The sequence below is a fragment of the uncultured Veillonella sp. genome (assembly GCF_900545795.1).
Taxonomy (GTDB): Bacteria; Bacillota; Negativicutes; order Veillonellales; family Veillonellaceae; genus Veillonella_A.
This window is the reverse complement of sequence record NZ_URAR01000002.1, coordinates 94,935-120,129: the sequence shown is the minus strand read 5'-3', so window position 1 is coordinate 120,129 and position 25,195 is coordinate 94,935. Positions and strand designations below refer to the sequence as shown.

Below are 25,195 nucleotides of genomic sequence, written 5' to 3'. Positions count from 1 at the left end.
TCAGTCGTGTTCTTTTAAATAAAATAACTGTTGTTTCATAAATAATTGCATAACATAAGTAATTTCATAACATTAATAATCTTGTAGAGAAACGACTCCTATAGGAAACATGTCACTATTTATAATTCAAATACACTATTTTTATCATCAAAGAAAGTATTAAACTCCTGCCTTGTTTTAAACGGCACAGTACCATCTACATGACTCGCCAAAGTATCAAGACCATAAGCAATTTGCTCAACATCATTGTACTCTAATCCTTTGAACACATTGCCAAAGCCCACTTGAACCAAGCGCACATACTCTGCTTCTTGCTTTGATTTTAAAACAGCTAGACGTTCTCGTTGTGCCTGAATAGCCTGTTCAGATTCTTCTAAGATGCGATCAATTCGTGCTAACTCTGCAGCATGAAGATCATTTTTATTGTCTAAAATCCAAGCTACTGCACTAGAAATAACCGTAATCGCCACAGATGATAAAACTAAGGCTCCAAGACCGCCTGTAGCAATACCTAAGAAGGCCAAGGTTGTGCCCTCCACAAAAGTAAAGATATAGGACGAGCCAATAGTGACAGCCATTTCCTTCATACATTGTTCGCCAGAAATTTCACCTTCTACATAGCGAAGCACACTACCTGTTACCATAGCCCCCATGGCTACTACACCAGGTATATATTTATCTACGTGATGAAGTCCTAACTTTTTCGCCGCTGCTAATAGTGCCGTTTCACTCGCTTCCATAGTAACACCACTGGCCCCTGCCACAGCGGTCGTTTTAGCTACATCAACCGCAGCTTCATCCACATCCTTTTGCCCCGCCACGCAGAGAACTAAATTATTTACCCCTGCAATAGTTCCACCTATTATGCCTGAGTTCACACCCGTTGCAACAGATTGTGATACACCTGATTCCATACGCTTGAAATAGACATTATCAGATACGCCCTGCCCAGGCTTATTTTTAAACAATTTGTCAATTTGACGCGCACTCTTTTTTAATCCCAAAGACGTATTCGTTCCCACTTCAGCGGCCGCTTGACGGCGTAGCATATTATAGGCAGTATCAAGAGACTCTATATTGCCATTTAAGGCTTCGTCCAACAAATACTCCGCATTTGACTTGGCTCCTTTACTCTTATTTAAGGACTCATTAGTTAAAGCTAAATTATAATCCTGATTAGCCGCTTCTTTGATGTCCTCATGAGTAAGTACGCCCGCATCAATATCCCCTTGACGCTCGTTGACAATGCGTTTTAAAGGATTTACATGGTCCACATTTGAAGTAATCCCAGGCGAACGATTGCCTTTCCGATTATAAAAAATGCGCTCATGTGTGTATTCATCAGTGGTCGACTTTTTACCAGAAAATCGGCGATTCTTATAACTTTGGTTTACATCATATTCTGCCTGTTGAGTGTTATCTTTAGCTTCGCCATTGCGGCGTTGGTAATTATCCACTCCGCGACGATTAAACTCCTTACTCACAAAGAAGCCTCCTTTCTGGCTTGCTATCTATAACTTCATTTCAAATTTGCTACAAAAATGCATAGCTGGACGATCCGAATTATACAACAAACACTTCTTACGCATGCGTGTATCTACCACTTCCCAAAGGCCAATATTTGGCGCCTTAGGCTCAATAGCACTATTAGTTGGGTCATACCAATGTTTACAAAATGCACATTTCTTAACATTACTTTTTAGGTTTACGATAGCCATACTTATGCCTCCCTCGGTAAATCTATTAACACTTGCTATCATATAGAGACTTCATTTTCTCTATTTCTGCTTTCATTTCAGCCACAAACTCTGGTGGCTCTAGGGCCTTAACACGACTGCCCTGGCCCAATAAATAAAACTTAATACCTTGACCAAATACATCAGCCTCAATAACCGCCTTATTGCCATCGAGCGATAAGACTTGAGCTGTAGGAATTCGATCTAGTACAGCTTGTAAGGAGTCTCCCACATATTCAAATTTTATAGTTTGTGGCTTCCCTGCATACATAAACTGTACTTTATTTCGCAAATCCCCCTCATCAAAGTCAAACTCTTTAGTTAACTCAAAATGCTTCCTATGTTCCACTACATTAACAACGCGATCAACGCGATATAAAATAGGCACATGGTCAGTCTGTCCCTCTTTATCAAGCCAATAGCCTACGAGATAAAAATAATACTCAGAGAACAGGAGAGCTACCGGCTGTACCGTGCGACTAACGCGCTCTCTATTAGCCTTATAATAATCAATAGTAATTTCAATTCGCTCATGAATACAACGGGTTAACTGCCAAACACGATTGACTACATCCTGTTCTATATGCTCCACAGGAATATAGCGATAAAGCTCCTTTTTTATTAGCTGTTCAACTAAATTGCGATCCTTAATTGTAGTAAGTTGCTTTAACTTTCCAATTAAATTTAAAAGATCATTACGGCGCAAAGAACGTGTACCAATTAAAATTTTTATCAATATCATGAGCTCTTCGTTTAGAAGAAATGAATCAAACTGCAATTGATACGCCTTTGTCTGCCCATTATAAATAAATTCTGTATTGCCAACTAACTCACGATGGTCACAGAGGAAATTTTTAATATCATTCATATCGCGGGAAATCGATTTTGTCGACACACCATACTCTAGGGCCAGCGATTTAACACTGATGCTTTCCCCTTTCATAGCACGATAAAAAATAGCCAACACACGCATTGATTTATCTATACTCTGGTCCATAATCGCTCCTCACTACTTTGACTAACCATGCCGTCTACACTATATAGACGTCTTAAAATTTAAAACAAAATACCCTTCTGCCTTGTACATTTACTATAACAAATCAATAAGACAGAAGGGCGTCCGATTAAAATCAACAATAATTTAACAACTAATAGCGCAACATGTATCGCGCAATGCCGGCCATGATTTTACTGTTTTATCATACACTCTCTTCGAATCGACCTCTATATTCCCTTTATTATTTACTAAATTTGTACTTAACAAGGTGTTTAATGTACGTGCCATAGCCACTAAGATCATTGCCAAGTCAATAACATTCTGAGGCAATGTAGCCGCATCCGTACCATATTGGTCTAATGCTTTATCCAATTGTTTTACACGATACCAAAAATACGAATTAATAGTGCCTAATAGGCGCGCATATAAATCAGCTTGTAACTTAAGGGCGCGACAGCTAGTTTGCTTTATTTTCATTTCTTCTATTTTTTCATCCGATTGAAACTTATGCTTATAGGCCTCATTAAGTCTCATCCCAGCTTTCGTTTCTGCCACTTTGCCATAAATACCTAGCGCAGGCGCTATCAACGCACTAGCAACAATAGTAAGCCCACTGGTTAAAGCAGCTCCAGCTATGCCGGTTCCAATAGACCCCATAGCTCCTATACCGGCGCTAGTTGCTACTGTACCAGCCCCTGCCGTCGCAGCACCAGCAGAAGCTACCCCCGTTACAGACAGAACATTCATAGCACTATAGGCCCCGAAGGCTCCTAACGCACCTGCAACACCGCTAGTAATTAGCGTCTTTACTTCATCAGATTCCGATATGCTTTTTTCAATTGAATCCATAGACTCTTGAACCATTTGCATACTTTCAAAAAAATGATGTTCTGTTACTTCTATATTAGAAATTCGATTAAATGCATTTACGAAGTCTTTTAGCGAATGCTCATAAATTTCCTGTTTTCTCCGCCCTAATGTTTCAAGACTCTCTTCAGCTGCTTTTATGTCACGGCTAATCTTTGCTTCAAACTCTTTAACTGTTTCTTCGCTTTTTGCCTTGATTTGCTCTGCCATTTGATTCATATTATACGCATTTTTGCCCTTACGAACGCCCCATGCAGACACAGCTGCTGCAGCTAAAAATAAAAGAGGAATCGCCATCCCATCCACCTCATTCTTACATTTGCCCCAATAATAACTAAATGACTTACATTTTATAAATTGCATGATATCTTATGGTTTATGCATCATATGATGTCTTACACCTTATCCATCACATTAGGCCTTACAATTTTTACCTCATAATGTAAAACGTGTTTTCTTCCCCGCCCTAATAAGACTCTCTAAGTCTGCAGTACTCTTTTCAACAATATGTCCACCATGCGCTAATGTAATATCATTAAGCGCTAGTATAACTGACTCACGATCATTATTTAAAATGCCATATTCCACTTCATCAAGTTTTTTATCAAAAAATTCTCGACATCGAGTATACTGTGCCTCGAACTTCGCTTCGAAGTCCTTTCTAACTTTCCTCAATTCAGTAATTTTCTGTTGTATACGGTCTCGTTCTTTTACTAATTCTACATCTGATTCAACTTTAGACTGCAATAAACTAAGTAATGAGTCAAAATAGGTTTGATTCAATGTGTAGGCCACCATGCCACCTATAATCCCCCCAACTACGGGAATAGGAATCACTACTTGGCCAATAGTAATACCAGCACTAGATAATGACATTTCCGAGAAAATTTTAGTCATTTTAGTAGTAAACTGTTCTACATCAATCTCGCCATCAATTAATTCCCGGCTAATAGCAATAATTGAATTTGCATAAAGTACTAATAACGATGGTATACTAGTGCGCCCTAACTGCCTTGCAATCAAATGAGAGGAATTGTTTAAATAATTCCTAAATACGTCAATGCTAATGCCCTTTAAATAAGCATCACCACTGGCTGTACATATGGTCTTACCTAATTCTTTAATCCGCTCCTTGGATACATTTCTCGTTAACACCATATGAATTATCTCGAATAGGCCACGTACGATGATAATATATTGAGCGGTACCACTAGCCATTTTCATACCAGCCATATGAGTCTCTTTTAAAGACGTACTCATAGCTACGCGACTCATGTTGATAGCACCTGGCACAGTATTATGCGCTATACCGTCTCCCATATTGGGTACTTCTTGCTTCAAAACACCTTGCACTTTTTTATATTTAGCAACTAAAGGCTCGAATCTTTGAGCTTTCTCGAACAACCCCTTCTGATTTAACACATTCATACGCTCACAGAGTCTAACAAGTCTCTTAGCTAACATACTATCAATCAGCGTTATATCTCCTATTGACAGGGTAAGCGTTGGCAATGAGCCGCCGAGAGCGCGCAAAGGATTAGCACTTACCTGCGCGATTTGTGCCATATAGTCATCAGCATTCCAGTCTACCTCATCAGACGAATCCACCGCGATCATGCCTAGTTTTTTATCTACACCATTATTAAGCATATCCCTCACAAAGCGTCGATACATTTGCTTAAATTCTGGAGACACTGAGTCTATATGATTAACACGTTCTTCAAGGCTAGACAATTTATGTGCTATACTCGAATGCTCTAAAGTCACATCATCGGCCCTATTAATAACCAATTGAGAGGGAACTATAGCTTGGCCATTGTCTAAATTAATTACTTGTTTAATAACCTGGTCTTTTTCTATACGCAATATCATCGACTCCCTTAGCGATAATACAATATATTAAATACCTATTACTGTTAAATTTCTTTAATGCTAAACTTCTTTAATACTAAATCCCATTGAGTATTAAACACTTTTCACACTAAATCCCGTTGAGTGTTAAATCTCTTTTACGCTAAATTCCGTTGAGTGTTAAATCTCTTTTATGCTAAATTCCATTGCGTATTAAATACTTTTCACGCTAAATCCCATTAAATGTTAAATCAAATTGTATATACGCTCAATTTTAATTTATACGCTTTGGTATAGCAAAGTGCCTTACTTATACACTCTTTCAATTTTGCACGGGTTTATGCTTCACGTTCGTAAATTCATCTTATGTTCATTATATCATTTTAACAATTCAAAATCAGCTCTAAAAAGCGCCAAAGTAAGATTAAAACTAAGCCTTACGCCCATAAATTTTGTCATACACTAATCATTACAAAGCAAAGAAAAATGATCTAAGACTTAATTAATTGCACGATATCTTTATATACAATATTCCCTACTACAAATATTCTTTAATCAATAAAATTTTGAGGTCACCAATTACTAATTACAAATACTCCTTAACGGAATACAACCGACACGACTAAGCGCAACACGCTGAAGAAAAGCCCTGTAAAAATAACATATAAAGGCACGACTAAACGAATCATAGATAATCGAGCCGATTTATATAATTGAGAGGCTATAAACTCGTCATTTAATAAAGCATCAACCTTTTTACTTATGTTAGGATTAGCTAAAGCTACAGTCTCTTCATAGGAACTTTTTCCCATCAAAATGCGCCTGCCTGAATCCTCTATTTCTTCCCAATTATTAGAAAGGGCATCTAAATGCACCCCATATTTAGCAATACTGTATCGGGCTAGCCCCTCAATATCATCATGGCAATTTATAGTCCCATTACCATTAATCTCCTCGTTGTTATTATTAGCTACACCACTACTATTAGCTTCAGTATTAGACGCAACACTAAGCTCATCAACATCTAAACAATGCAGAACAATAGCCAATGCACTTCGTCTAACTCGCCCCAATGTATCTATGCGAATTCTTACAAATTGCCGAATTAATAAGCCAAAGAAAAGAGTTAAGATACCAATGTTAACAAATAGCTTCAACAGAGGTGCCAGGTTAATATCTCCTAAAGGCGCTAAGCTAATATCAGAAATAGGTGTAACATACGATACCAATAGCAACAAAAGCGCTACAAAAAGCCCTATGCCTTCAAATATATATGGCTTTTGTTCTATACACTCAGAGACGAGTAAGGCCCAAACACTGAATGTGCCTGCTACAAACATCGCAATAAGTAATATCATCGGCGGCAGGCGAATCACTGTAGCACCCAAATACATTGTTAATACAGCCAAGAAAAAATACACGCCAAATGTCCATGTACTATGGGGCTTAAATATCAATTAAACAAAATAACCAACTATAGGAGAAACAAGCCCTAAAAACAGTACTAAAATGCCTGCAATTGTTTGCACTTGCCAATAATTTAGCAGCCAACCTATCCCTAATGCTATAAAGCCAAATAGAAACATCCATAGAATAATTACCGACTCTGTCAAATCTACAAGAGGCCTTAATGGTCCTTGCGTTGGATCCTTAATGAAACAAGCCCCTTTCCAATTTAAAGAAAATTTACACAACGATACTTTCTTAATTTTTTCATCTGCCAAACTATTTATTTCATTCATCCTACCCCTCCTAATCTAGTTGTGCTAATGATGTGGCACATATCTAGTCATATTCGCAGACTGATAATTGTATAGCTACATTTATATTTTTTCCTGTAGGCTTGTACCTGTAGGTTTGTACCTGTATAGTTGTAGCATAGCAAAGCAATCAGACATAGGTATGTCACATTAAAATAAAAATCACTAACTCCCCATCATTTAAGAGGTTATGTCAACCATCTAAAATTCCATCGCAAGCTGATACATGCCCTATACAAAAAGCCCTCCACATACGATTCATATGTATGTGAAGGGCCTTTTGTATATTTCAAAGGAGGAAAAAATGAAAAATCCTTGAAGCCACTCTTGACTTCTTGAGTACATTATATATAAGGACTTAGACAGAGGGATGTCTGAGTGAAAAAGATTTTATTACAAAAACAACTTGGCCCTTTCTCAAGAGCCAAGTTGTTTTTGCACTTATTTTATTTCTATTACCATTCAGTAGCAGTGCCATCGTAGTTTTCCCACTGCGGATTGGTCCAATTGATAGCTGCCTTGCCATGTTCTTCAATGAATTCTTCATTGAGTTTAATACCAAGACCTGGGCCTTCTGGAATCGCCACATAGCCATCTTTATAGTAGAATATTTCCTTATTATCAACAAAGTCTAAGAGGTCAAAGCCTTTGTTGTAGTGAATGCCCAAGGATTGTTCTTGGATAAACACATTTGGAGTACACACGTCCACTTGTAATGTAGCTGCCAATGCAATCGGTCCATATGGAGCATGTGGTGCTACTGCAATATCATAGGCTTCTGCCATAGCAGCAATTTTACGAGTTTCTAAAATGCCACCCACCATAGCTACATCTGGTTGAATAATATCAATTACATTATCGCGGAAAATGTTTTTATACGCCCAACGAGTGTAAAGACGCTCACCTGTTGCTAATGGCGTACAAGTGTGATTAGCAATCTCCTTGAAGGATTCTTCATTTTCAGGAAGTACTACTTCTTCAAGGAACATCGGACGATATGGTTCTAATGCGCGCGCTAATACTTTTGCCATCGCTTTATGTACGCGACCATGGAAGTCTACGCCAATATTTAATTTGTTACCAAATTCTTCGCGAAGAGATGCCACGCGTTCTACCACAGCATTCACTTTTTCTAAGCTATCAATATAATGAAGCTCTTCTGTCGCATTCATTTTAATGGAGTCAAAGCCCTTATCTACGCGATCTTGTGCTTGAGCCACTACATCAGATGGGCGGTCACCGCCAATCCAGGAATATACTTTAATGCGATCTCGTGCTTTACCGCCAAGTAATTGCCATACTGGTACACCTAAAGCTTTACCTTTAATATCCCATAGGGCCATTTCAAAGCCAGATACAATAGTACCGCTAATAGGACCACCACGGAAGAAAGAGCGATGTAGCTTTTGCCATAAGCGCTCAATATCAAATGGATCTTGCCCTAGTAAGATGCGATTGCCCCATTCATAGGCACCAGCAATTACTGTTTCTGTTTTAGTACCAGAGATCATTTCACCCCAGCCAGTAATACCTTCATCAGTTGTTACTCGCACAAAAATCCATCTAGGTTTTACCTGAAATAATTCTATATTTGAAATCTTCATTTTATTACCTCCTCCTTAATTCCTATTTAGTTGATACTGTAACTATAGCCTTATGAATCGTGCTTCTTAAGATACTTATTTCACCAAAGTAGTCATTACATTAAGACAGTTTTACACCAAAGTAGTTATTTTGTTAAGCACCTATTATATTCAATTAGTCATACTATTGGAACAGTTACAGTATCAAAGTAGTACCGTATCAAAACAATATCATATGAAACTAGATGTATTACATTTCACCTTGTTCGTTAGCAGCAATAGCTTTTCTATACGCTTTTTGAGCAAAGTAGTAAATAACGCCAAGTACTACAACTAAAATTGGCACTGTAATCATCAAATTATTAACGAATACTTGATAGATTAAGAAGCTCAAAGTCATACTTACAGACGCGAAGGATGAAATCATTTGGCCTTTAAAATCAAGTCCTGTTTGTGTTGCTACAGCAGTAAGTACTGGAGATGTTAATGTTCCTGCATATAAGATAGCGGCCATAACAACTAAACCCATTAAAATACTTCTGAACACATTGCCGCGAGCAATAGCTACCACAAGGGCAATACGGAATGTAATAACTGCTAAATCAGCGAATGGCATTACGCGGTTACCAGGTAAAATCGCAGCCATTAAAATTGTCAAAGGAATCAATACAAGGGCTGTAGTAATAACACGGCTATCGCCAACAACTACGGCCGCATCAAGACCGATTAAGAACTTGCGGTTTTTAAAGCGTTTAGATGTAAACTCAGTAGCTGCTTCAGAGATTGGCATTAAGCCTTCTACGAAGAGTGATGTCATCTTAGGAATCAATACCATAACAGCGGCCATGTGAACACCTAAGTTGAAAGCAGCACCCACGCTGTATTTAGCTAAACCACCAATAATACAACCAAGGATGAAGCCTAACATAGTGGATTCACCAAAAATACCTAAATATTTTTGAGCCTTGTTAAGGTCCATGCTAATTTTGTTAACCCCAGGAATTCGATCTAAGATCCAATTCATAGGATATGCAATCACTACAGAAGACAAGAAGGACATAGTTGGCAAGGACACATTTGGAATACCAAAGAAGCGTTCTACCAAAGGTGATGTCCAGTCGGATAATTTAAAAGTAATAAACGCCATAACAGCTGCAGATGCAACAGCTACGAAAATATTATTAGTTACAAAGTAAACTAGTACACCTACGATAGCCATATGATGATAATTCCAAATATCTACGTCTAATGTATCGGTGGCTTTTAAAGATAAGAGCACTACGTTTACAAGGAAAATCGTTAAAATTAATAATGGAATAATTGGTGACGCCCATGTAACAGACGCAATCGCGCCCCAACCTACGTCAATAATATCAAGCTGTAAGCCAAAGTTTTCTACCATCGCTTTTGACGCTGGTCCAATATTAGCTGCCAGCATGTCGATAACTAATTTAATACCAACAAAGCCAATCCCTACAGTCAAACCAGAGCGGAATGCACGGGTGATTTTCATACCTAAGCAAAGACCAACAACAGTAATAATTACAGGCAACATGACAAAGGCGCCCGCTTTTAATAACGCCTGAAACGCATCATATAAGAATTGCATTACATTACCCTCCTATAAAAATAGCTTCTTCAAGAAGCTTAACGAAAGGCAACCACGACCTAACTCGCGGTCGCCTCATACACTATTTAACCTAATGCTTTTACAATTTCATCAACTGTAGCCGCTTTATTAATGCCTGTTAAGAATGCCATGCCAGACACAATTGGAGTTTGCAAATTAGTCGTATTGTCATAGCGACCAGTTGTCACAACTACATCGTAATCAGCACCTTTAGCTGGCACTTCTAATAATTTACATTGTTCAACTTTTACTTCGATGCCTTTTTCTTTTAGCGCTTCTCTAACTTTCATAGCTACCATAGTAGAAGTTGCAATACCATTACCACAAGCGATTAATACACGTTTCATAATAAATTCCTCCTCGTAAAAAACATTTATTTTAAATTATTTTTATAAACTATAAAGCCTAAGACGCCTACAGTTTCTCATCTAATACTTGTAAAGCTGCTTCTAAGGTATCTGCCTTAGTTAAGGCTTCCAAATTGCCTTCCCCTTGGATAAACTCGAATACTTTTTGAAGCATTTCCACATGAGCATGAGCCTCAGTTAAAGCAAACATAAAGAGTACGCTTACATCAACTAATTCTTCTGGTGCATCCATGCGATGAAACTGTACTGGCTTCTTTAACACAGCAATGCCTAAAGTCTTCTGATTAACCAACTCAACCTCGGTATGAGGAACTGCTACATTAATAGCTCCACAGAGAAGGCCTGTTGGATATTCTGCTTCGCGTTCAATAATACGAGTTAAATACCCTTCTTTTACACGACCTTGTTCATATAACTGCTCTGCTAACCAGCGAACCGCTTCTTCATTGCTATTCGCTTCCACATTTAAGAATACACAGCTTTTGTCATACATTTTTGAACTCATTATTTTAAAGCCTCCTCAACAACTTGATCAAAAGCGAGTGCTTCTTTTTTCATCGCCTCTAAATCATTTGCTTTTAATACATCTTTGGAGAATACTCCACCTAATCCTAAGTGACTAGCGCCGCGCTGTAGTAATTCTTTTGCATTGCTAAGCTTTACACCACCTACAGCCATGAGCGGAAACTCTCCTAATGGTGCTTTTACATCTTTAAAATATGTGTCGCACACATTAGATATAGGAAATACCTTGATTACATCAGAGCCATTTTGAAGGGCTTGCCAAATTTCTGTTGGCGAATAGGCCCCACTAACAGTGACAACGCCTTTAGATTTAGCATAGTCTATAATCTCTTTGCTGAGCACTACTGGAGCCAATAAGAACTGAGCGCCTGCTTCAATGCTCGCTTTGGCCTGTTCTAAGGTAGTCACTGTACCAGCGCCCACATTGAGGCGATTACCATACTGAGCACAAATCTTTTCTATGCACTCAATGGCACCTTCTGTATTCATAGTAATTTCTATGTTCTTAATATATTTTGAAGGCAAAATTGCCTCGCACACATTGCGCACTACATCATAGCCGTAGCCTCTTAAAATGACAGTGACTGGACTCAAATCTTGTACTTTCATCCTTATACCTCCTCATGAGTTTCATACCAGCGAGTTATTTGTAACGCCTCTTCAGCGGTCTTTGCTTGGCGTATTTTCTGTAAATATTCTTCATTGCTTACTAATTCCATCAAGGAATACAATGCGTTCAAGTGGCTGCTGCTATCAGCGGCACTAAGGCCGATGAAAATATCGCACTCGCCGCCATCTTCAACGGGCACTGGTTTAGCCAATCGCAACAAGGAAAATCCTGTTTTCAAAGCCCCTTGTTCAAAGCCCCCATGAGGGAAGGCAATCCCTGGGCCGATTACAATATAAGGACCATAGAGATTGACTGATTTAACAGCATTATGTGCAAAGGTTACATCTACATAGCCTTCTTTAAGCAATAAATCTGAACTTTTTTGAATCGCCTCTTGCCAATTGTCTGCTTCACTGGCTAAATCAATGCAATTCACATCCATGAAGTCTGACACTAAGCGTTTTTTCTTATTTTCTACCTGCTCCCAATACGTTAAAGCCGGTACTTCAATAGCCTCATAGAGGCCTGGGTATTCTTTAGTGGCTTCACTTAGCTCATGAAGTAGTTTCTTTAGCTTCTGATTGTCTGCCACATGTCTAAAGCCCATGTGATTGGCCGTTACCTTGCGCAGCAAATCAGATATCTTATCAAAATCACCTTTTGGTAGATTTACACTGACTGTAATATGCTCCTTATCTAACCAACTAGGAAGCGGCACTGTAGCAATAACACAATCCACATTCGTCAAATCATACTCATAGAGCTCAAAGACTTGGATCGTATCTACAATCTTCATCTTATATTGGCGAAGCAGCTTCGCCTTTAATAGTTGAACTGTCCCAATTCCGCTGTTGCAGACTAGCAAGGCTCTTACATCAGCGCTTAAAGTTGTTAGCTTTTCAATGGCTGCTGATACATGTAAAGCCATGTACGCTACTTCTAAATCACTAAGGCTACGTCCTAAATAATTTTCAAATATACTCACAGCAGACTTAATCTTTTCAATAATGTCCATGTTCTTTTCCATATAGATACGAATGGACGAATTTTCTAGATTGGCTGGCACGCCATGTTCTACAATATCTGTCATATGATTGCTCAGATTAGCAATTAAATCACGATCTTTTATAAGATTGTAACCCAATATATCGGATACTTTTTCTAAGAAAATAGTAACTAAAAACTGTATGGACAAATAAGAAAATTCCGGCTTGCGGTCTCGTACAACATACAAGCTATTTAAGAAGTACGCTAACAGTTGTACTTCTAAAACTAAACCATCTTTTTCTATGACCTTTAAAATGGCTTTCGCCATATCGTAACGAACTTTAGACTGCTTTTCCTGCGCTGTAGTGAGTGGCACGGAATTCACCGACCCGCGATAGGCAATGAGTAGAATATATTGTCTCAAAGCTTCTAGCGATTCTTCTGTAAAGAAAAATTTTTGCGCCATCATAAGATTTACCACATGGATATATACTTGATGACTTAGCTCCAATATTTCGCTTCGAAGTAATGGCAAACAATCACGAATAAATAGCCGGGAAATAAATAGGTGCTCCTTATACGCATTAAAGAAAGCCTTTCGTATGGCTAGTTCATCACCTTCAACAGCAATGCCCTTACCTGATTTAGATACTACAGCTATCTCAAAAGGTTCTAATTTTTGCCGTAAAACTTTTAAATCTTTTAACAAGGTAGAGCGCGATACAGAAAGGATTTCTGCTAGCCGGTCTATAGTAATTTCTGGCGTCACCAAAAGGGACCAAAACACTAAGACTAATCGCTCATCACTAGTTAATTCATAATCCTTATAGCTCAATTGATTTTTTAAAAAATTGTCTAAAATCTCTCGTTGCTCTAACGAAATATTTTTATCTTCACTAAGCTCGATAGGTTCCAATTGATAGGAAGTCAAGAAATCGTTAATTTCAAGCAAATCATTATATACAGTGCGTTCCGTCCGCCCCATCAAGGTAGCCAACTTTTTAATCGTATAAAATTGTGGGTCTACTAAAATACGTTGCAGTATTTGAACTTGTCTATGGTTCATAGCCCCTCCTTTATGATTAAATCGCATAATTATATGTCACTTTTTATATCCTTGTCTTTATAATAAACAAATAGCCCTCATAAAAGAAGAACAATCTCTTACAAGGGCTGTGAAATTTTTTATTATCATTAAGAAAAGAAGCCCTATCTACGGCTTCTTTCAGGATTAACATACAGTTTTCTGTTGCCATCTAAAGCCGTAAATAGGACTTCTTATTTTTTACTTAATTATTTATTCTAATTTTCTATTTTTATTTCTGTCGCAAATTCCTCAACGCTAACAAATGATTATAAATGCGACTAGAATCAATGAATGTTCACACGCGATGTCAAATTAATGAGAAACTTAATGCGCTTCTTAATGCGCTGAGGACACTTCCATATCTGGAACAAATTCACCTTGTTGATTGCGAATTTCCATTTCTTCTTTTTGCGCCTTAAGAGCTGGATCATTTGGTGTGCCAATCAAGCGACCATATAAGAAGTGATAGCATATAAATGCCACGATAGCAATGGCCGCGGTTAATAAGAACATATTAGTAAATCCAATTAGCTCTTTAATACCGCCCAATGCATAAGGACCAAAACCAAGACCTAAATCTAAGGCAATGAAATACGTGGAAGTAGCAATCCCAATGCGATGGAATGGCACCATTTTGACAACCACAGCTTGACCATTAGACATATATGTACCATAACCAAGACCTACAAATAAAGCTGAAAGTAAAATCATCCAACTTGCGGTCGCATAGGCTAATAATAAAATGCCAATTGCTAGTGAAATAAAGCAAGGGTAAAGCACATAGTTTTCCCCTTTACGGTCAAACAAGAGTCCCAAAGATGGACGAGTTAATGTAATAATCACCGCATACACAACGAAGAACCAAGTGCCAGCTTGCACCATATCAATTTCACGAGTATAGGAAGCCATAAAGCCCAAAATACCGGAATAAGAAAAACCAACTAAAATAGAAACAAGGGTAATGGAATTAACGCGTGGTTCAAGATAATCGGAAATTTTACGACCCGATTCTTCTTTAATTACTACATCACTAAATACTGGTTCATCGTATTTCATCATAAAGGCACCAACTACACAAAGTGCCACTAAAACAACGCAAAGGCCAATAATAAAGTTGAAGCTTGTAGTAGATAATAAGAAAATTCCTAAAAATGGCCCAATAGCAGCGGCTAAGCTTGTACTTAAGCCATAGTAATTAATCCCTTCACCACGGCGAGACTTAGGAATAACACTGGCTACAATAGTACTTGTCGCTGTAGAAGTAATACCATAGGCAAAACCATTAATAAAGCGAACTGTATCAAGCACGATCAAATTAGGCATATAAAAATATAGTGCTGTGGATATAAGATAAATAAAAAGTCCTGCATATAGCACTTTACGACTGCCTAAGGTGGTAACAAAACGCCCTGCAAATATACGCGCCACTACAGTACCAATAATATAAATCCCTACGGCAAGACCTGCCTGACTAGACGTAGCATGTAATGTATCTTTTGCAACGACGGCAATAATTACAATTAATAAATAATAAATCAAAAACACCAACAAATTGATTACCGTATCAAGCATAAACGGCAATGTCCAAAGCTTTTCCTTTTTAGCCTCCATAGCTAATAACATCTCCTCAATAAAATATTATTAATAAAACCTTGTTACAGTGGCTAATTATATCTATAGGAATTGAATCTGTAAAACAGTAAAAGACGAAGGTTGTTATTAATTTTATTGATAATTTGTAATTGCCCTTGTTTTACTTGATTTATAGCTTTTAGTTATGAAAGTTTATTCTCAAAAAGTATATAAAATTGAAAGTCATGCTTTCGATGTAAACTCCATGTAACATTTCTTATATACTCTTATAGTCCCTTAATATCTGTTATATGACCTCCCACCTTCCGGTCCTCCACCACCTTAACATCCGTTTAATATATGCGCTTAATATGCTCTTAAAATATACGCTTAAAATATACTTTTACAAAGAGTTTCTTAGTATTCTTTTACTACTTTTCTTCATTTTGTTTAACTGTAATGTATTTTAGTCCCTTCACAATTGACTCTCTTATTACATATGCTATAATAATCTTACAAAGAGAGTTTTTAATGTACTAACACGTTAGGCTCATTAATATAGAACGGCTTCTTTGGTCTAACGTAAAAATGTATTTGACACATGCCCGTTACGTTAGACATTTTATAGTTGATTGAACATGCTAATACTAATTAACTACATTACATAAATCGCCAAAAAATTCCTAACGATAGCGTTTCAAATCCTAGTATCACCACCTTACAATAGGAGCCTAGGGCACATTAAAAACTCTCCTCTAATTTTGTTGAGAAAAATTTTATATACTCTATTGTGATAATTAACTTGCCATGTTAATCCTTCCTCACAATACTGAAAAAGAGACTGTGACGATATAAGCTGTAATCGTCACAGTCTCTTTTTGTTTCCGAATTTAACTCCATTTTTGTTTTATTTTTGCTTTATTCTTTATTTTCTTTTGCATTCTTTTTGTTTTCATTTCTATTTACATTTTAGTTTTTACACTTTTACTTCCTTTAATTTTATAACTTACCTCGAAGTAATAAAAATTTAGACAAAATTAAATGAGAGCCCCGAGGGGCTCTCATTATTGTGTAATTATCTAAAACTATTACACAGATCTTATAAAATAGAACGGTAAATACCTTCAATTTCAGCTTGTGTTACTTCGCGAGGGTTACCAGGTGTACAAGCATCTTTAGCTGCAGATTCAGCTAAGAATTGAATGTCTTCTTCTTTTACGCCTGCTTCAAGTAAGCTCTTAGGAATATCCACATCATCAGCCAATTGTTGAATGGCTTCAATAGCTGCTTTTTGATATTCTTCTTTGCTCATACCATCCACATTTTTAACTCCCATAGCTCTTGCTAAGTCACGATATTTTTCACCAGTTTCTGGCGCATTGAATTTAAGTACTGCCGTCAACATCATAGCGCAAGCTTTGCCATGAGGAATGTCATATAAAGCACTCAATGGATGCGCCATAGAGTGAACGATACCAAGGCCTACATTAGAGAAGCCCATGCCTGCAATATATTGACCTAATGCCATTTGTTCACGTGCCTTAGGGTCTCCCTCTACGGCAGCTCGTAAGGAGCGAGAAATAATTTCAATCGCTTTCAAATGAAGCATGTCTGTCATTTCCCAGGCACCTTTAGTAATAAAGCCTTCTACAGCATGTACTAATGCATCCATGCCAGTAGCTGCACAAAGGCCACGAGGCATACCCATAGACATATCTGGGTCAACGATAGCTACAATTGGAATATCATGAGGATCAGCACATACAAACTTACGATGCTTTTCTTCATCTGTAATAACATAGTTAATTGTTACTTCTGCGGCTGTACCCGAAGTAGTAGTTACCGCAATAATTGGCAAGCATTTATTTTTAGTGTCTGCTACCCCTTCAAGACTACGTACATCGGCAAATTCTGGATTTGTCATGATAATTGCAATGGCTTTACTTGTATCAATAGTACTACCACCACCGATAGCCACGATGCAATCAGCTTCAGCCTTTTTACAAGCAGCTACGCCATCTTGTACGTTTTTAATCGTTGGATTTGCTTTTAGTTCGTCAAAAATTTCATAAGCTACACCAGCTTCATCAAGTAAGTCTGTTACTTTAGTTGCTACACCAAATTTAATCAAATCCTTATCAGTTGTAACAAGAACTTTTTTCAAATTATTGGCTTTTAACTCACCTACAATCTTTTGAATGGCACCAAAACCAAAATAAGATGTTTCGTTTAAAATCATACGGTTTACCATAATGCTATGCCTCCTATTGCGTAACACAAATTTACTATACCACCTGGATAAATTACCGTTTGTAGTATCCCTTACATCATACATAAAGTATTCGACTTGAGCCCGTCATTTCCCTGCCTAGTTAATGTTTTCTTTTAGACTCTTAGTTCCTTTAAAGCTACTATTTACCACGCCATAATGCATTGGCCACAGGCTCTAATGCTTTTTTCTCCGCCTCGGTTAATGGCTTAATTGGCACTCTGCATGTCTCTTGCATTGGATAGCCTTTTTCTTTTAAAGCCCATTTCATAACAGGATTAAATGGCGTATGAACTTCATAGAATGCAAAATACGCATCAATCTGACGTTGCAATTCTTTAAGTTCACTTAGGTTTTCTGAATCTAACGCTTTAACAACCTTAGCACACATAGGTGCATCAACATTAGAAAGAGCTCCAATACAACCATCACCGCCAGAAATTACCGATGGAATACAGTTATTATCATAACCTGTGAACACTTTAAAATCAGGGAATTTAGCTTTCACAATTTGAATATAACGCTGTGTATGGCGAAGCACTGGATGCGTATCTTTTACCCCTACCAAATTATCATGTTTTTCACGTAAGGAAAGCAACATTTCAGCACTTACATCATAACCGGTGCGATCACCATAATTGTACAAGTATACCGGCCCATTGATTGCACTTAATACTTCATCATAATAAGCTAGTACATCTTGTTCATTACAAGCACTATAATAAGGTCCTACAATAATAACCGCATCAGCACCAGCAGCTAATACCTCATTAGACAATTGAATTGTCTCAGCTTTAACCATGCGCCCAGTACCGGCTATAATTTCCCATTTCCCTTTGGTATACGAAATGGCATCTAAAATAAATTCTTTTATTTCATCATATGAAAAGGCATAAAATTCACCTGCACTGCCACCTACTAACACGCCATCTAATCCATCAGCGATTAAACGGTCATAAAAGGCATGCATTTCCTCGTAATTAACTGACTCATCTTGATTCATAGAAGTCAAGATAGGACATATATATTTAGCTTTCATTATTCTAACTCCCTTTTACTTTTTATTTAAATCATACACTAGATCCATGGAAGCCCACCACTCATCTTTGTAAGCCCCTTCAATTCTTGTTTGACATGGATCTGTTTCGCGCCACCAGCGCTGTGTTTCTGGATCATTAGCCATTTTAGCCATATCATATGCAAAGTCATCGCCTTCATAGACCATAATAGAAAACAGCAAATCATCACGATTAAAAATCTGGTACTTAGTAATGCCGCACTCTCGAATCATTTTATTAACACTAGAAAATGGATTCGCATGAAGTTCCTTATAATATTCAGCTTTTTCAGGACGCAATTTAATAACACTAGCAAATACTTGAGGCGTATTAAGTTTGTATAGCTTTTTAGTGTTTTTTGAGAAAATATCAGGATCATCACCGAAGTATTCGCGTACTGTATTCAAATGGTCTTCAAACGATGAATACAATTCAACCACTGGATAATTTGATGCATAAAGCAACTTACCATGGTCAAAAGTTCCACTGATAAAATCTAAAAGCTCTTTAACAAATACTTTATCTTCCGTTGCAAAACCAGACACCTTGCAGTACACATTAGGCAAGCTAGCAAGCTTTGTCATAGCCTCTTTATAGGCCGGCGTCAATTCTGACACATTACCGCAATGATTGACTACTAATTTTAAGCTTGGCACTTCAGCTGCCGCTTGATAGATATCGAGTAATTCCTCTACGCGGTTGCAACTTTCAAAGATCAATCCTTTTTCTGCCAAGACTTCAAGGCCTTCAATAAAACTGCGCTCTAAACAACGCCCACGTGGGGATGTATCAATATGAAGTGGTTCCCGTACACCCACAATGCCTGAAGGCAAACGTACATGACCACTCAAATTGCGTACGCGCATAGTTTTCGCTAAAATATATGGACTATTTAAATTAAAAATATATTCATCTTCTTTAATCGCATTGTCGCAATCTACTTCAACATAGATGCCACCTTTAAAGTCAACACCTACCTTAGCATATTCTTTTACTAGGTCATCCATCGAAAAACTGCGTTTAATGACCCCTTTGCAAGAATTTAGCCAAGGCAAATGTAATACATCTAAGTCCCAAATATGAAAATGGGAATCCACAATTTCTAACATATGCTATAACTCCTTTCCCTCACCAATAAGCACTACCTAAGTAGAGCTCATGTAGCAAGAGTTCGTTAGCCACTTATAGAATAAGGGGACACACCGAGGTATACGACTCGGTGTTCCCCTTTACTAGTGAATCAAATATGATTCATCCTAATTACTCACCTTGGTGAACCCCTTTTAGTCCATACCACGCTACATACAAGAAGCAAGGTGTTAAGAGCAAGAAGCTCGCGCCTGTTCCCCAATGGTCAGCAATATAACCCATGAAGAATGGCATAAATGCACCACCTACGATACTCATAATCAATAAGCTAGATGCTTTCTTTACACAGTTTTCCGGAATTTTCACAACAGATAGGGCAAAAATTGTTGGGAAACTAATGGACATAAAGAAGAAGGATAACCATAAAACAATAACAGCTGGTAAATCGTGAACAAATTGTAACACAATCATAATACCTGCATTAATCAAAGAGTAAACAGATAAAATAACATTACTCTTAACTTTCTTCATAATTGGAGTTGTTACTACACGGCCAATTAAGAATGCTACTAAGGCGATACTAAAGAAGTAGGCCGCTTCATGGTCTCCCAAACCATGCCAATGCTCTACGCAATAGTTAATAAAGAATGCCCCTGCACCTACTTGTGCTGCAATATATAAGAATTCAGCAACAACGCCTAAACGGAAGTGGCGATATTTAAATAAAGTACTATAAGAACCTGTGTCTCCATCTGCAACGGCAACAGCCTTATCTCCAGATGCTTCGCTTACTTCTGAACCTTCTGGCATTTTTGCAAGAACAAAGAGAACTAATACAGCCAGTACAACTACAGCAATACCTACATAAACCATTTGCACATTAGACATGTTTTGATCCACGTCACCATGCGATAAAGATAGGAATAAGGCACCACCAACGATAGGTCCTAAGAACTGGCCTACACCATTGAAACTTTGTGCCATGTTAATGCGAAACGCCGCATCATCATCACTACCAAGTTTAGTAATATATGGATTGGCATTGGTTTCCAAACTACCTAAACCACAGGCAATAATAAAGAAGGCTAGCAAGAATAAATTGAAACTTTGCGCATTACTTGCCGGAATAATCAATAGTGCCCCTATCGCATAGAGAGCAAGCCCCATAATAATCCCGCCTTTATAACCAAACTTAGTGGCAATCATAGAGGCTGGAATCGCAATAACAAAGTATCCGCCGAAATAAGCTGCCTGCAATAGGCCGGATACAGCTTTAGTAATACCTAAGTGGTTTTGGAAGTTCTTATTCATTACGTCCAATAGACCATAACTAAAACCCCAGAGGAAGAAAAGTGATGTTACTAGCCAAAATGCAATTTTTATATTTCTACTAGTAACTAATTTATTAGCTACATTAGCATCCTTCATATGTGCTACCTCCTAGCTTAAGGCACGATCTAAATGAACATAACCACCATCAACATAAATCCATTGTCCTGTAGTATGAGAAGATTTTGGAGAAAGAACAAATACAGCCGTATCAGCAATTTCTTCTACGCTAGTAAAACGACGTTCAAATGGAATCTTGTCGGTAATAACTTTTTTGCGCGCTTCAGGATCATCGAAAGTTTTAATCCAGTTCGCATATAATGGGGTCCAACATTCACTTACAATAATGCAGTTGCTTCGCACACCATCATCTAACAGAGCAGCAGCCCATTCGCGAGTAAGACCTAAAATAGCACCTTTAGCAGCTGCATAAGCACTTGTTTTACCTTGGCCAGTTAAAGCTGTTTTAGAGCCAATATTTAAAATGGAACCTTTGGACTCACGTAAATAATCTATGGACGCATGAACTAATTCATAATAGTGAGTTAAATTGCCGTGAAGGCTCTCTTCAAATTCACGCCAGGAAGTAGAGTCTAAATCTTTATTGTCATTAGCTCCGGCATTATTTACAATGCCATAAATGCTACCGCGACGTTTAGCTACTTCATCAACAATGCCTTTGATTTTATCAGTTTCATTTAAGTCAACTTGATAAAAATCATAGTCTGTAGTAATAGCTTCTAATTGACTTTTAAATTCATCATCAAGAGCAGAACGAGTCAAAATTACAGGAATAGCGCCTTCTCTAGCTAGTGAAAGAGTAATCCCACTACCAATACCTTTACTGCCACCAGTAACAAATACAACTTTCCCTTTTAATTGCAAATCCATAATTCATTCCTCCTAAAGTACTATTTAAAACCAACCGCATAAATTAAATACTTACATTTCAAATTGCCTTATTTTAAAACTATTATCTTTAAATTTCTTTTAAATTCACAAAATATTTTCACGAAACTTAGAGATTCAAGCCTTAAGATATATGCCTTAAACAGTCGTCGCTAAACGCCAAATTGAGAAGTCATTTTGCTCATTAAGTTCAGCCTTAGTCATCTCGCCATTACCATATGTAACGATGGCTTCTACAATTTCAACACCTACATCTTTAATTGTTTTGCTACCATCTATGATGGTGCCACCATTTAGATCAATGGAATCATTCATATTCTCAAATGTATAGGTGTTAGATGCGATTTTAATGGTTGGCGTAATCGGGCTACCCGTTGGTGTACCACGACCTGTTGTAAATACACAAATATTACAACCCCCTGCTACCATACCACTCAATTGCTCAATATCATTACCTGGTGTATTCATAAATGTAAGACCTTTATCAGTAATAGGTGCTGCATATGGTTTAACTGCTACTACCGCTGAGTTACCTGCTTTATAAATACATCCTAGGGATTTTTCTTCAATACTGCTAAGTCCGCCTTCAATATTACCTGGACTTGGATTGGCACCACGAATATCGGCATGAGAGTCAAGTACAACTTTTTCATAGCCTTTAATCGTATCTAAAATCGCTTGTTTTACCTCAGTATTAATACCTCGTTGTGCTAAGATATGCTCTGCCCCAATAAGTTCTGTTGTTTCCGCCAGTATAACGGCCCCACCTTGGCTTACTACAATGTCAGATGCAACACCTAAGGCCGGATTAGCACTTAGACCGGAGAAGCTATCACTGCCACCACACTCAGTGCCTAAGACTACATCAGTTAAGTCCCCTGCACTTCGCTCTTCTTTAAGTGCCTCTGCTAGCATTTCTTTTACTAATTCCATCCCTTTTTTAATGCTTTTATCAGTGCCACCACAATCTTGAATATTAAAGAATTCAACTCGTTTATATGGTGCTCTCGCTTTTATTTTTTTTGCCGTCTCTTCAGCTTGTACTACTTCACAACCAAGGCCTACAAGTAACACTGCATACACATTAGGATTAGCTGCTGTACCTACGATAACATCGGTAGTTTGATCCGCATCATAGGATAATTCACTACAGCCATGCTGGTGGCTTACATATACTACCTTAGTATCCTCACGACGATTTGCATCACTATACATAACGCCATTAGCTATGCGCTCTACTACTTTATTAGCACAGTGTACACTCGGAATAACTAAGATGTGATTGCGAAATCCAAAACTTCCATCAGCTCTGCGATAGCCTGTTAGTGAATATTTTGTATCCACATGTTCCACCGCTTTATTGCGGCTGCCATCTTGTTCAATATTACGAACCAAGGAGTCTACATCACCACGGCCTCGTTCACCTTCAATATTATGAACATGAACCCATTGACCTGGCTCAATATCGACCTCAGCAATACCAATATGTGAATCATACTTAATAACTGGACTCCCCTTAGGAATCTGTGCTGTAGCAAACTTATGCCCTTTAGGGATATCTTCTTGAATCGTTACATCAAGTACAACATCGCCTTTATGTAGCGGTTGTATAGCTGTTGCTACATTATCTATTGCACCCACATGAATGCCCTTCATACTTACACCTCCATTTAAACTGTACAACGTTTCGTATATAAGTAAAACAACTTTCTTTTCGAACATCTTATGAGCTTATATTATACTTATCATACGTATAAGTCAACAAGATACGTATATGCGTAATGCTAATATTGCATATATATATCAATATCAGCTTAGATTTTGCACTTTTTACATACTAGTAGGCATAATCAATTTATTATGTTAAAATAATAACAAATTTACGTATATGCGAATTTATGAATATTTTTCGTACAGTCGAATTAGGAGATTTTATGAAATTGATACATACTAGCAACCAACACAAGCCAACGCTACGGGTCATCAAAGTATTAGAAGCGGTAGCTAGCAGCCATGGCTTAACATTATCACAAATAGCCGATATTCTTGAGTGTCCCAAAAGTACCTTAACACCTATATTGAAGACATTAGTAGATACTAATTATTTAGCTTGTGAAGAGGAAAGTTTAATTTACACAATGGGAAAACAAGCTTTCATCATCGGTAACACCTACGAACACCAAGCCGATACATTAGACTTAATTAAAGAACAAATGGAAATTATGTCTTCAAATTGCAAAGAAACAGTCCATCTAGGTGTACTTGAAGGCAATCAAATTATGTACTTACAAAAAGTGACAAGTCCCAAGCCATTGCAGCTTATTTCATCGGTAGGCAAGCGACTTCCAGCCTATGCAACGGCACTAGGAAAATCTCTATTAATGGACCATACAGAATCAGAATTACACCAATTATTTGTTGATCCATTGCCTAGCTTAACAGAGAAAACTCTACCTACAGTAAATGCCCTATATCAAAACATTCATCAGAATAAACAGGATGAGTTCACTTATAAACAGGATGAGTTCACTTATGAAGAAGAAGAAATTACAAAATACGCCCGTTGTATTGCAAGGCCTTTACGAGTAAATAAAAAAATTGTAGCCGCCTTAAGTATTAGTTTCCTTATATTTGATGGCTCTCCTGAGCATATTGATACAATCAAAACAAATCTTCGTCACTATGGTACAATCATCGAGAAATTAATGGCTACTAAAAATTTCAACTACTAGATAGAATGATTATCTTGCTTGGTAACGGGTAATTACTAAGTCCCTCTAAATTAATTATGTAACTATTCTATAAAAAGCTCTCAATATAAAAAAGCTCTCAATATACAAAAACTATCTCAATATTCCATAAAAAAACTACCCCATCAATGATGAGGTAGTTTTTTTATTTTCCTACTAATTCATATTCTTTTATAGGCCTTATTTCACTATAGCACCTATTTTACAAGTTGCTATTC

The 25,195-nt window shown here is 37.5% G+C and carries 21 protein-coding genes; 1 reads left to right on the top strand and 20 read right to left on the bottom strand.

Features of this window, described 5'->3' with window-relative positions:
- Window positions 1-119: 119 nt before the first annotated feature.
- The 20 genes from QZR90_RS02010 to QZR90_RS01915 all read right to left on the bottom strand — a co-directional run bounded on the left by QZR90_RS02010 (window position 120) and on the right by QZR90_RS01915 (window position 23,883).
- On the bottom strand, window positions 120-1,484 hold the full coding sequence (locus tag QZR90_RS02010; RefSeq protein WP_295788207.1) for a hypothetical protein: 1,365 nt from the start codon (window positions 1,482-1,484) through the stop codon (window positions 120-122).
- A gap of 27 nt (window positions 1,485-1,511) precedes the next feature.
- Complete coding sequence (locus QZR90_RS02005; protein ID WP_295788206.1) at window positions 1,512-1,718, bottom strand: hypothetical protein; 207 nt, start codon at window positions 1,716-1,718, stop codon at window positions 1,512-1,514.
- A 25-nt stretch (window positions 1,719-1,743) separates the two neighbouring features.
- Window positions 1,744-2,733 carry a YafY family protein gene (locus QZR90_RS02000; RefSeq protein ID WP_295788205.1) on the bottom strand — a complete coding sequence of 330 codons (990 nt, stop codon included), beginning with the start codon at window positions 2,731-2,733 and terminating at the stop codon, window positions 1,744-1,746.
- Window positions 2,734-2,877: 144 nt separating this feature from the next.
- On the bottom strand, window positions 2,878-3,897 hold the full coding sequence (locus tag QZR90_RS01995) for a hypothetical protein (RefSeq protein ID WP_295788204.1): 1,020 nt from the start codon (window positions 3,895-3,897) through the stop codon (window positions 2,878-2,880).
- A 138-nt stretch (window positions 3,898-4,035) separates the two neighbouring features.
- The gene (locus tag QZR90_RS01990) at window positions 4,036-5,466 is read right to left on the bottom strand and encodes a hypothetical protein (protein WP_295788203.1); all 1,431 of its coding nucleotides are present in this window, start codon (window positions 5,464-5,466) and stop codon (window positions 4,036-4,038) included.
- A 584-nt stretch (window positions 5,467-6,050) separates the two neighbouring features.
- Window positions 6,051-6,860: a hypothetical protein gene (locus QZR90_RS01985; RefSeq protein WP_295788202.1), complete on the bottom strand. Its 810-nt coding sequence runs from the start codon at window positions 6,858-6,860 to the stop codon at window positions 6,051-6,053.
- 48 nt (window positions 6,861-6,908) lie between these two features.
- Entirely contained in the window at window positions 6,909-7,193 is a 285-nt protein-coding gene (locus QZR90_RS01980; RefSeq protein ID WP_295788201.1) for a hypothetical protein, read from the bottom strand.
- Between the two features lie 473 nt (window positions 7,194-7,666).
- On the bottom strand, window positions 7,667-8,815 hold the full coding sequence (gene dgoD, locus QZR90_RS01975; RefSeq protein ID WP_295788200.1) for a galactonate dehydratase: 1,149 nt from the start codon (window positions 8,813-8,815) through the stop codon (window positions 7,667-7,669).
- A gap of 229 nt (window positions 8,816-9,044) precedes the next feature.
- Window positions 9,045-10,403 carry a PTS galactitol transporter subunit IIC gene (locus QZR90_RS01970; RefSeq protein ID WP_295788199.1) on the bottom strand — a complete coding sequence of 453 codons (1,359 nt, stop codon included), beginning with the start codon at window positions 10,401-10,403 and terminating at the stop codon, window positions 9,045-9,047.
- An 86-nt stretch (window positions 10,404-10,489) separates the two neighbouring features.
- The gene (locus tag QZR90_RS01965; RefSeq protein ID WP_295788198.1) at window positions 10,490-10,771 is read right to left on the bottom strand and encodes a PTS sugar transporter subunit IIB; all 282 of its coding nucleotides are present in this window, start codon (window positions 10,769-10,771) and stop codon (window positions 10,490-10,492) included.
- Window positions 10,772-10,838: 67 nt separating this feature from the next.
- Complete coding sequence (locus tag QZR90_RS01960; RefSeq protein ID WP_295788195.1) at window positions 10,839-11,297, bottom strand: PTS sugar transporter subunit IIA; 459 nt, start codon at window positions 11,295-11,297, stop codon at window positions 10,839-10,841.
- The gene (locus QZR90_RS01955) at window positions 11,297-11,926 is read right to left on the bottom strand and encodes a bifunctional 4-hydroxy-2-oxoglutarate aldolase/2-dehydro-3-deoxy-phosphogluconate aldolase (protein ID WP_295788193.1); all 630 of its coding nucleotides are present in this window, start codon (window positions 11,924-11,926) and stop codon (window positions 11,297-11,299) included. The genes QZR90_RS01960 and QZR90_RS01955 overlap by 1 nt, the downstream gene beginning before the upstream one ends.
- 2 nt (window positions 11,927-11,928) lie before the next feature.
- The gene (locus QZR90_RS01950; protein ID WP_295788191.1) at window positions 11,929-13,980 is read right to left on the bottom strand and encodes a PTS sugar transporter subunit IIA; all 2,052 of its coding nucleotides are present in this window, start codon (window positions 13,978-13,980) and stop codon (window positions 11,929-11,931) included.
- 357 nt (window positions 13,981-14,337) lie between these two features.
- Window positions 14,338-15,612: an MFS transporter gene (locus tag QZR90_RS01945; protein ID WP_295788189.1), complete on the bottom strand. Its 1,275-nt coding sequence runs from the start codon at window positions 15,610-15,612 to the stop codon at window positions 14,338-14,340.
- 1,060 nt (window positions 15,613-16,672) lie between these two features.
- Entirely contained in the window at window positions 16,673-17,824 is a 1,152-nt protein-coding gene (gene fucO / locus QZR90_RS01940; protein ID WP_295788186.1) for a lactaldehyde reductase, read from the bottom strand.
- Between the two features lie 160 nt (window positions 17,825-17,984).
- A complete protein-coding gene (locus tag QZR90_RS01935) occupies window positions 17,985-18,881 on the bottom strand; it encodes a dihydrodipicolinate synthase family protein (RefSeq protein ID WP_295788185.1) in 897 nt (298 codons plus the stop codon).
- 15 nt (window positions 18,882-18,896) lie between these two features.
- Window positions 18,897-20,009 (bottom strand): L-rhamnose mutarotase, encoded by a 1,113-nt coding sequence (locus tag QZR90_RS01930; protein ID WP_295788183.1) that lies wholly within the window; start codon window positions 20,007-20,009, stop codon window positions 18,897-18,899.
- A gap of 151 nt (window positions 20,010-20,160) precedes the next feature.
- On the bottom strand, window positions 20,161-21,417 hold the full coding sequence (gene fucP, locus QZR90_RS01925) for an L-fucose:H+ symporter permease (protein WP_295788181.1): 1,257 nt from the start codon (window positions 21,415-21,417) through the stop codon (window positions 20,161-20,163).
- Between the two features lie 12 nt (window positions 21,418-21,429).
- On the bottom strand, window positions 21,430-22,209 hold the full coding sequence (locus QZR90_RS01920) for an SDR family oxidoreductase (RefSeq protein WP_295788179.1): 780 nt from the start codon (window positions 22,207-22,209) through the stop codon (window positions 21,430-21,432).
- A gap of 156 nt (window positions 22,210-22,365) precedes the next feature.
- Window positions 22,366-23,883, bottom strand: a complete 1,518-nt coding sequence (locus tag QZR90_RS01915; RefSeq protein WP_295788160.1) for a UxaA family hydrolase — start codon at window positions 23,881-23,883, stop codon at window positions 22,366-22,368.
- 278 nt (window positions 23,884-24,161) lie between these two features.
- Here QZR90_RS01915 and QZR90_RS01910 point away from each other — a divergent pair, with 278 nt between their 5' ends.
- The gene (locus QZR90_RS01910) at window positions 24,162-24,959 is read left to right on the top strand and encodes an IclR family transcriptional regulator (RefSeq protein WP_295788159.1); all 798 of its coding nucleotides are present in this window, start codon (window positions 24,162-24,164) and stop codon (window positions 24,957-24,959) included.
- The last annotated feature ends 236 nt before the right edge of the window (window positions 24,960-25,195 follow it).